7 protein-coding genes are annotated in these 9955 nt (G+C 38.9%); 6 read left to right on the top strand and 1 reads right to left on the bottom strand.

What is annotated here, in order from left to right:
• Nucleotides 1–81 precede the first annotated feature (81 nt).
• Nucleotides 82–1623 carry a 4Fe-4S dicluster domain-containing protein gene (locus AAAY30_RS10705; RefSeq protein WP_499215841.1) on the bottom strand — a complete coding sequence of 514 codons (1542 nt, stop codon included), beginning with the start codon at nucleotides 1621–1623 and terminating at the stop codon, nucleotides 82–84.
• Between the two features lie 224 nt (nucleotides 1624–1847).
• On the opposite strand from AAAY30_RS10705, the gene AAAY30_RS10700 reads away from it, so the two are divergent.
• The 6 genes from AAAY30_RS10700 (at nucleotide 1848) to AAAY30_RS10675 (ending at nucleotide 9806) form a co-directional block, all read left to right on the top strand.
• Nucleotides 1848–3326, top strand: coding sequence for a DUF1720 domain-containing protein (locus AAAY30_RS10700; protein WP_337781731.1), 1479 nt, complete (start codon nucleotides 1848–1850; stop codon nucleotides 3324–3326).
• Nucleotides 3327–3679: 353 nt separating this feature from the next.
• Nucleotides 3680–4462: an ABC transporter permease gene (locus tag AAAY30_RS10695; RefSeq protein WP_186936027.1), complete on the top strand. Its 783-nt coding sequence runs from the start codon at nucleotides 3680–3682 to the stop codon at nucleotides 4460–4462.
• A 2-nt stretch (nucleotides 4463–4464) separates the two neighbouring features.
• The gene (locus AAAY30_RS10690) at nucleotides 4465–5196 is read left to right on the top strand and encodes an ABC transporter ATP-binding protein (RefSeq protein ID WP_022235570.1); all 732 of its coding nucleotides are present in this window, start codon (nucleotides 4465–4467) and stop codon (nucleotides 5194–5196) included.
• A gap of 10 nt (nucleotides 5197–5206) precedes the next feature.
• Nucleotides 5207–6409, top strand: a complete 1203-nt coding sequence (locus tag AAAY30_RS10685) for a CDP-glycerol glycerophosphotransferase family protein (RefSeq protein WP_295025344.1) — start codon at nucleotides 5207–5209, stop codon at nucleotides 6407–6409.
• A gap of 7 nt (nucleotides 6410–6416) precedes the next feature.
• Nucleotides 6417–7427 (top strand): stealth family protein, encoded by a 1011-nt coding sequence (locus tag AAAY30_RS10680; protein WP_499215842.1) that lies wholly within the window; start codon nucleotides 6417–6419, stop codon nucleotides 7425–7427.
• A 78-nt stretch (nucleotides 7428–7505) separates the two neighbouring features.
• Nucleotides 7506–9806: a CDP-glycerol glycerophosphotransferase family protein gene (locus tag AAAY30_RS10675; RefSeq protein WP_302191387.1), complete on the top strand. Its 2301-nt coding sequence runs from the start codon at nucleotides 7506–7508 to the stop codon at nucleotides 9804–9806.
• Nucleotides 9807–9955: the final 149 nt, after the last annotated feature.

The raw sequence follows: 9955 nt of genomic DNA, 5'->3' as shown, positions 1-9955 counted from the left end.
CGACCTTTGAAAAGGTCGACCAAACTTTTATAATTGCTTGCCTAAACTGTGAGTTAAACCATAATTTACCCAACTTTAAAATCATTCATTATTTTTATGAGAAAACTCATTGTAGAGGTTTTCAAGTTCGGGCAAAATGTCTACATACGGAGATTCACAGGCGGTTTCAAATGGACTGCTCTTTTTACTCTTCAGATTTTCTGCGGCAGATTTTTCGGGTACATTTATTGTGCCTGCACCTGCCACACAGCCGCCCAGACAAGCCATACCCTCAAGCAGGTATCCGTTATATTTGCCTGCTTTCGCCATTCTTAACAATTTCATACACTCGTCAAGTCCCTGTGCGTTTGCAATTTTTACTTCACGCTCAGGGTCCATTCTGTGTATTGCATTTACAACCGCTTTTGCAACGCCGCCGCTTACGGCAAAACCTCTGCCGTCCGCACTTGAGAAAGAAAGCGGTTCTTCATCGGGTTCAAGCGCCGCAAAATCTACCTCTTTGGCGGCAAACATTCCCGCAACTTCTTCAAAAGTGAGCACAAAATCAATGTCACTTCTTATACTTCTGCGGCTTGCCTCAAGTTTTTTAGCCGCACAAGGGCCGATAAATACTACTCTGCAACCCGGGTGATCCTGCTTTGTAAGTCTGCCTGTAAGTACCATAGGGGTGAGAGCCATAGAAATGTAAGACGCAATGTCGGGAAATGTCTTTTTAGCCATAACGCTCCATGCGGGACAGCACGAAGTAGCCATAAACGGCTGTTTGGCAGGCACTTCTTCCATAAAGTCTTTTGCCTCTTCAACGGTGCAAAGATCGGCTCCCACGGCAACCTCTACAACATCTTCAAAGCCGAGTGCCTTGAACGCATTTCTTATTTTTGTTGCGGGAAGTCCTGCAAACTGACCTGCAACGGCGGGTGCAACTGCGGCATAAACGGGAGTATCACTCTGTAAAGCCTTTATTGTTTGGAAAATCTGGCTTTTGTCAACAATTGCGCTGAACGGACAGCTTACAAGGCACATTCCACAGCTTACGCATTTGTTGTAGTCAATATCCGCTCTGCCGTATTCATCGCTGTGAATTGCTTTCATACCGCAGGCAGCTGCGCAGGGGCGCTCCTGCTTTATAATTGCATTGTAAGGGCACGCACTTTGGCACTTGCCGCACTTAATGCATTTTTCTTCGTCAATAAAAGATTTGCCGTGCACGATTGAGATAGCGCCTTTCGGGCAAACCTCGGTACAAGGGTGTTCAAGACAACCTTGACAGCCGTTGCTTACGAACACACGCTTTTCGGGACAGCTGTGGCAAGCGAACTTAATAATATTAATCAGCGGCGGTTCATATACCTTTTCGTCAATCATACTTTCTTCAACGCCTGTCGAAATAGGCGCTTGTTCATCTGCCGACAACAGGTTAAGTCCCATGGCAAGGCGCAGTCTTTCACCTACAATGGCACGCTCAAGGAAAACGCTTTCTCTGTAAGTGGAAATCTCGCCCGGGATAATTTTGTAAGGCAGACTTTCAAATTTAGAATAATCACCGCCCTCGTACGCAAAACGAGCAACTTCGGTAAATATCTGCTGACGAATTTTAGTCTTTGAAGAATACAATCCTCTCATAATTAAAACTCCCGTTATTTCATATTTTTTTCTGTTTAATGCAAAAATTTAATTATTTTGCAAGTTTATTCGATACATTTCAATAAAATTATACAACAGCGGCTAAAATATTTCAACAACAATTTTGTAAATTTAATAGCAAAATATTCTAAAAATGCATTGACTTTTGTTTATTTTTGATTTATTATAGCAGTGTATAAACATAAATATAGGAGAACTTTATTATGAAATGTCCAAACTGCGGATTTGATTGCGAGGGCAACTTTTGCACAATGTGCGGAGCTTCGCTTAAATCACAATCACCACAAACCGAAAATAAACAGAACCCATATATAAATATTGAGAACAAACAACCCTTAAACAATTCTGCATCGGCAGTACAAAACCAAAATAATACAAATTATGCCAACACTGCACAGCAGAATAATTATCAAAATGTTCAGGCTCAACCGCAGCAAAGTAATTTTTCGGGTACACAGCCTCAACAGCAGACGAATTTTTCTTATATTCCACAGCAAAGACCAAACGGTTTTGTAAATGTTCCCGTACAGGGGCAGAACGGAGTTGCGCCTATTCCCACACAATCGCCTGTACCTAAAAAGAACAGCGGCAGAACAGGAAAAATTGTTGCCGCCTGCATACTCGGCGGAGTAATTTTGGCAGGTGTGGTAATTGTAATAGTGTCTGCCGTAGTAAACAGTCTCGATTTACAACTCTCGGAACCCACAGATGTTGATAAAATTGACTCTACTCAATACAAAGTAGGAGAGAAAGCCGAAACGTTGTTTGGCGGCATAACAATGACCGATATTCAAACAGGTTCTTTTTCGTTAGAGTCAATGACATCCTCATATGATGCTCCGAAAGAGTATAAGTTTGATTTTTATGTTGAAAATACCACCGACGATGATTTCACAATATCTTTTGATGATTTTAATGTTACCGTCAAGGACAGCAGTATGAATTATTCATTTACAAATGTCAGCGTTGACGGAAATCCCGATAAACTCACAATAAAACCGCATACAAGCGACACATTTACCATATATCGCTGTGATTCAAATCGTAAAGAGGACGGCAGTTTAAAGATAAACTATAATTATGAGTGCGGCGATAGTAAAGGCAAGGTTGTTTTTACAAAGAACTGCGATAAAATTTACAGCAGTTTATTTGAAGAGGCAGATACCGATTTCGGTACTGTAAAAGTAACTGATGTAACAAAGCCGAGCACAAAATATATTTATGATACCTATATTAAGGGCAGTAACCTGCAAACGGGCGGCGCTACATTAGATGAAAGCGATTTTGACGACAGCGTTGCTTATGATACGGAAACCTTTGCGATATATGAATTTACCGTTAATGCCGATAATTTCAGCAACAGCGGCAAAAAAGTATATTTAAAGGAAATTTCAGCGTCTGAAGACACAGATGCGGACATAGTTCCTTATGACGGACTGTCTTCCGATTATATTATTCCGATTGCGGTTGTAAGCGATAATTATAAATATTTTATCAGTGATTATGATTCTCAAAGTTTGAATTTAATGATTGACAGTGATAAAACAACTACATTTAAATACATAGCGGCTATCAGAAAAGACAGCGATTATTATTTTAATATGAGCTTTAAGTTTGACAACGGAAACACCGTAATTACAGAAACAAGCGTTGACGAACTTGAAGAAAATATCAATAATTAATGTAGTAAATTGAATAAAAAATAAATGACCGTAAATCCGATAAAGATTGCGGTCATTTTTTAATCGGACAGAGTTTTTAACATTATATTATAATTATGTTAAAAACTCTGTGCCGAATTAAATGTAACAATATTGTAAAGTATAATTTGTATAATAATTCTTTTTTTAAGACATTGTAAGTATTATGTGTATTATTTGCAAATTCTTTAACAGAAAAATTGCAGAAAAGCTCTCAAAATTCGTCACACGAAAAATACACAATACTTGAAATATTGACAGTATAATGATATAATTCAAGATAGGTTATTATGTGTCAGAATGAAATTTTATGATTTGGAAGTGAGTTATTAAAGATGAGCAGATTTTTTAAGGACATCAAAAAATTCTTTAACTACACGGTATTTTCTTCAAAGGCGGAACTTAAGTCCGAAGTAGCGGGCTCTTTCTTGAGCTGGCTGTGGTGGATTCTTGATCCGTTCTTCTTTATGCTTGTGTATTCGTTTATCGCAATCCTTGTATTTAAGAGCGGCGAGCCGTATTTCCCGGTATTCGTATTTATCGGTCTTAACTGTTGGCAGTTCTTCAGCAAGGTTGTTAAAAGCTGCGTAAAAGTCGTGCAGTCAAAAAAGATGATTGTCACGAAAGTTTATATACCTAAGCACATATTTATTCTTGAAAAAATCGGTGTTTACGGTTTTAAGATGCTCGTATCCTATGCTCTTACGGTTCTTCTTATGATTATTTACCAAGTGCCTTTAAGCTGGAGAATGTTCTGGGCATTGCCGATTATGGCCCTTTTGGTGGTAATCACATTTGCTTGCAGTACAATTATGCTCCACTTTGGCGTATTTGTTGAGGACTTGCTCAATGTAATTACTATTGTGCTACAGCTCGGATTCTACATTTCAGGTATTTTCTATTCAATCGAAAATAAACTTGACGGTATTTTGGGTGAGCTTTTGATTAAATGTAATCCGATAGCTCTTATTATCTGCGATTTAAGACGAGTGCTTATTTATAATCAGGATCCACACTGGGTAGCATTGCTTGCGTGGTTTGTTGTTGGCATCGTTATCAGTGTTATTGGCATCAGAACGATTTATAAGCACGAAAACAGCTATGTAAAGGTGATTTAATTATGGGAGAATCAGCAATTTCAGTCAGAAATGTTAAAATTAAATACAGATGTTTTAAAAAGGTTTCGCTTTTAAAGTCTATTTTTGCACCGAGAAAGAATAAGAAAATTGAGTATTTTGAGGCTGTAAAGGGTGTTTCTTTTGAGGTTGAAAAGGGTCAGATTTTGGGTATTGTCGGCAAAAACGGCAGCGGTAAATCAACCCTTTTAAAAGCTATAGCAGGTATTTTTTCACCTGATGAGGGCGAAATCGACTTGCACGGTCATTCAATTTCCTTGCTTTCTATCGGCGTTGGCTTTCAGAATAAGCTGAGCGGAAGAGAAAATATTTTCCTTTCGGGTATGCTTTTAGGCTTTGAAAGACCGCAGATTGAAGAAAAACTCGACGAAATCATTGAGTTTTCTGAGCTTGGCGACTTTATTGACCGCCCTGTAAAGACATATTCAAGCGGTATGTACTCTAAACTTGCGTTCTCAATTACGGCGATTCTCGAAACCGAGATTATGCTTATTGATGAGGTCTTGAGCGTTGGTGACGCAAAGTTTAAGAAGAAGAGCTACGAAAAAATGCGTAGCCTTATTATGAACAAAGACAGAACCGTTGTTATTGTATCGCACAGCTCCGACACACTCAGAAAGCTCTGTGACAATATTCTTTGGCTGCACGATGGCGTAGTAAAGATGCAGGGCACTACCGAAGAGGTGCTTCCTTTGTACGAAGAGTTTATGTCTTAACGGTGGCGGTATGTCAAGATTTTTTGAAAAACTCAAAGATGTAAAGCCTAAGGATATACTTCATATTTTCCTGTTTATTTTTGCACTGCCTATTGCGCTTGTTTACAAGCGTTTCAGAAAAGATTTATGGCTTGTGTGCGATAACGGAGTGGAGGCAACGGACAACGGATTTTGCTTTTTTGAATATGTGTGCAAAAATCACCCCGAGCAGGACTGCGTTTATGCGGTGTATAAAAACAGCGTTGATTACGAAAATGTCAAAAAAACCGGCAAAACCGTAAAGTACGGCAGTTTTGCCCACTGGATTTTATATCTTACCGCAAAGGTAAACATCAGTTCTCAAAAGGGCGGAAAGCCGAACTATGCCGTATGCTATCTGCTTGAGGTTTACGGAATTTTGCGCAACAGCCGTGTGTTTTTACAACATGGGGTAATTCTTACAAATATTGATTTTCTTTATTATAAAAACACAAAAATGAGTATGTTTGTCACCAGCACATACAGGGAATGGGAGTATGTAAACAATAATTACGGTTATCCTGAGGGCACTGTAAAATTACTCGGACTTCCCCGCTGGGACAAGCTTCACGATTTTAAAACAGTGCCGAATCAGATACTTATTATGCCGACATGGCGTGACTGGATCGGTACAGACGCACTTTCAAAAAGCATTGAAGATGATAAAAAGGCTTTTTGCGAGAGCGATTATTTTAAAAATTGGAGTAAAATAATCAACAGCAAACGACTTGAAGAAATTTGCGAAAAGTACGGCTGTACTGTTATGTTTTACCCGCACAGGGATATGCAGAGATTTATCGACTGCTTTTCAAAGAGCAATCCGTACCTTACAATCTGCAAATATCCCGAATACACCGTGCAGGAGCTTATGAAAAGCTCGGCATTTATGATTACCGATTACTCAAGCGTGCAGATTGACTTTGCTTATATGAAAAAGCCGCTTGCGTATTTTCAGTTTGATTATGAAAGATTTTCGGAGCAGCACTACGGTAAAGGTTATTTTGACTATACCGAGGACGGATTTGGCCCTGTTTATAACGAAGAACAGGGACTTATGAATTATATAGAGCAGATGGCACAGCGTTCGTTTGCGAACACAGAGCTTTATTTAAACAGACACAAGGAATTTTTTGACTTGTACGATACGGAAAATTCAAAGAGAAATTACGAGGCTGTCAAAGAAAGATGGCCGTGAGGTATGTATGGAAGAGAAAAACACAAACCCGATTGATTTTGTAATAATTTGGGTTGACGGCAACGATAAGCAGTGGCAGGCGGAAAAAGCCAAGTATGACGGCAAAACGGTCACCAATGCCAACAGTGAAGTTCGTTTCAGAGATTGGGACAACTTGCAGTATTGGTTCAGAGGTGTGGAAAAGTTTGCCCCTTGGGTAAATAAAATTCACTTTGTCACCTGGGGACATCTGCCGAAGTGGCTTGATACAACAAACCCAAAACTTAACATTGTAAAGCATAAAGATTACATTCCGTCAAAGTATCTTCCTACCTTTAATTCACATACTATTGAGCTTAATTTGCACCGTATAAAGGGACTTTCGGAACAGTTTGTGTATTTTAATGACGATATGTTTATTACCGCACCGACTAAACCGGAGGACTTTTTCAAAGACGGTATGCCTTGCGATACATTTGCGCTTGACTGCATTTGTTTTAATAAGGACAGTGCAGGTTTCTTTAACGGTGCGGATGTTTCTATCATTAACGACCATTTCGATAAGGAAAAAGTCTTTAAGCGTGACTGGAAAAAGTGGTATAGCGGTAAGAACGGAATGAAAAATCATTTAAAAACGACGCTTTTGTTGCCGTGGCATTGGTTTCCGGGCTTTTACTATCAGCACACTCCGTCGAGTTTTATGAAAGCGACTTTTGAAGAAATTTGGGAAAAAGAATACGATGCGCTGGATTCTACCTGTATGGATAAATTCAGAAAAACAGGCAATGTAAACCAGTGGCTTATGAAGTTCTGGCAGTTGGCGGCAGGCAATTATACAGTCCGCAGGGACAGCTTTGCATACTGCTATCATGTCAAAGAGTATAATTATCCCGATTTGTGCAGGGATATTCCTTCACAAAAGCATAATATGATTTGTATTAACGATACAGCCGAAACTACGGATTTTGAGGTGAAAAAGCAGGGCGTCATTGACGCATTTGAAAAACTTTTGCCTGAAAAATCAACTTTTGAGCTGTAATTTTAGTTTATTTAATTTGCATTTTGCGGTTTCGGTAAAATTACCGAGGCATAAACCATATACTAAAGGAGTAATTTGATGGGTAGAAATTTTATATGGCTGTTTGGCGAAAATCTTGCCGCAACCTCAAATAATAACTCATATTATTTTTGGAAACAGGTAGTACGCCGCAGGGACGGTATAGACAAGTACATTGTGCTTGAAAAAAATGCCGCCAATAAAGAAACCTACGCCTCTCTTTCTGACAAAGAAAAGAGTTTTGTTGTTTGGAAAAACACAGTAAAGCATTTTAAGATTTACTTAAATGCCGATATGTACTTTGTTTCTTTGAGTTACAAGGATATTACTCCTACAAAGCTCGGCTTTTTTAAGACAGACTTTTTCATAGAAAAGCCTCTTATTTACTTACAGCACGGCACGCTTGGCATCAAAGCTATTGAATATAAGGGCTATGGCTACAATAATAATATGTTCCGTTTTTTGTATTACAACAAGAACATTAAGCCCACTCTTATGGATTACAATAAATTCAAAGATTATCAGCTTTACTACGGAATTTATCCGCCACGCTACATTGAGCTTGTAAAGCGCCACAAGGCATACCATGCACAGCCGCACAACGGCAAGAATATACTTTGGTTTATGACATGGAGAGAGTACCTTGGCGACAACTATATGACACAGATGCTTATGCATCAGATTAAGGGTGTGCTTTCAAGCCAAAAACTTGCCGATTATCTTGATAAAACAAATTCCGTTTTTACGGTTTGTTTGCACCAATTTTTTGATGAAGAGAAAATCGAAGAATTTAAGGAATGTGCAAAGACAGACAGAATCAAGTTTATTCATTCGCACAAAACAGATGTGCTTGACGAACTTGCGAAAAATGATGTTCTCATTACAGACTATTCTTCGGTAGGCTTTGACTTTACGGTGCTCAATAAGCCTGTAATTTTGTATCAGCCTGATTTGAAGAATTACCTTGCAAAGCGTAACCTTTACTGCGAGGTAGAGGAGCTTGAGCAGTGCTCTTACACAAAAGCAAGGCAACTTGTTGACGCTATTGCCGACGAAACCTATACGATAAATCCGTTCTTTAAGTCAAGACTTCCGGAAGAGATTGACTATGACTTTATAGAGAGCGGTGCTCATATTGACAGAATGTATGAGGAATTTTCTGCAATTCAGAAGAATAAGGTAACATTCCTCGGTTATAACTTCTACGGTGTAGGCGGTACGGTTTTTGCTACCCGTTCGCTTGCGGAGGCTTTGCTTGAGAAAAACTATCTTGTAGAGCTTTTGTCGCTAAAGTGCACCGCAAAGCCAAAGGAAATGCCTTACGGATTGCAGCTTACAGCATTGTATAAGGCAAATTCACGCAGAAAGATTGAACTTTTAAAACGTGGCTTCTTTAGATGGAAAGGACTTTACGGTCACCTTGACTGCGATTGCAGCAGACAGAATCTTTCTCCGTATGCAGGTATGGCAATGAGAAAGAAACTTGAGAATATAAACAGTAAGACTGTAATTTCAACAAGAGAATCTCTCCACCTTTTCCTTAATGACGCTACTTCTGAAAAGATAGAGGAGAAAATCTATTTCTTCCATTGTACAGCCGCACTTGTAAATGAGCTTTTCCCCGACATTGTTAATAAAATGGAGAAAATCGACATCGGCAAGGCTGTATTTGTAAGTGAAGAAAACCGTCAGCTTTACATTGATAAATTTAATTTTAAAAACTATAAGGATTATATCGTGCTCGGCAATACTCTTGAGTCAAGCCGAAGTGTGGCAAGAGAGGACATAGGAGCAGAAGAAGAGGACGATAATAAAAAGAAAGTTGATGTGCCGGAGCGTGATTACTTCCTCGGTATGTATCTGTTGAGAATCAGCCATGAGCGTGAGGCTGACATTAACAATCTTATCGGCTTTGCCAAGTATCTTAAAGAGCAGAATGTTGATGACATTGTAATTGATGTTTACGGTACGGGCGACTATCTTAACGAATTTCTCGATAAGATTTTTGATAACGAGGTTGAAGATTATATTTGTTATTGCGGCGAAACTTCTAATCCGAAAAATCAGATGAAAAATCACGATGCGGTTGTTGACTTTACTCTCAACCATTCATTCGGTATGCCGTATATTGAGGCTATCCTCAACGGAAAGATGGTTTATTGTACAGAGAACACAGGTTCAAGGGAAGTTCTTAACGGCATTGACGGCTGTATTTATACTTCGTATGCAGACTTGCTCGATAAGATTCGTAAGTTCCCACAGGTTACAGATGACCAACTCAGAAGTAACTATGATAAAATCAGTAAGGTATATTCAAGAGAGGTTCTCGGCGAGAAATTTGTTGATTTTCTTGAAAAATAATTAATATTAAACGGCAGCACTTTGAAATTAAATTCACAAGTGCTGCCGTTTTTGATTGAAATAAGGTTCTTTATCAAAAGTTGGGGTAATTTATGGTTTAACTCACAGTTTAGCCAAGCAATTATAAAAGTTTGGTCGACCTTTTCAAA

The organism is Ruminococcoides bili, from assembly GCF_040093295.1.
GTDB lineage: Bacteria > Bacillota > Clostridia > Oscillospirales > Acutalibacteraceae > Ruminococcoides > Ruminococcoides intestinale_A.
Note: the sequence above shows the minus strand (reverse complement) of the source record. Positions and strands in the feature narration are given on the sequence as shown.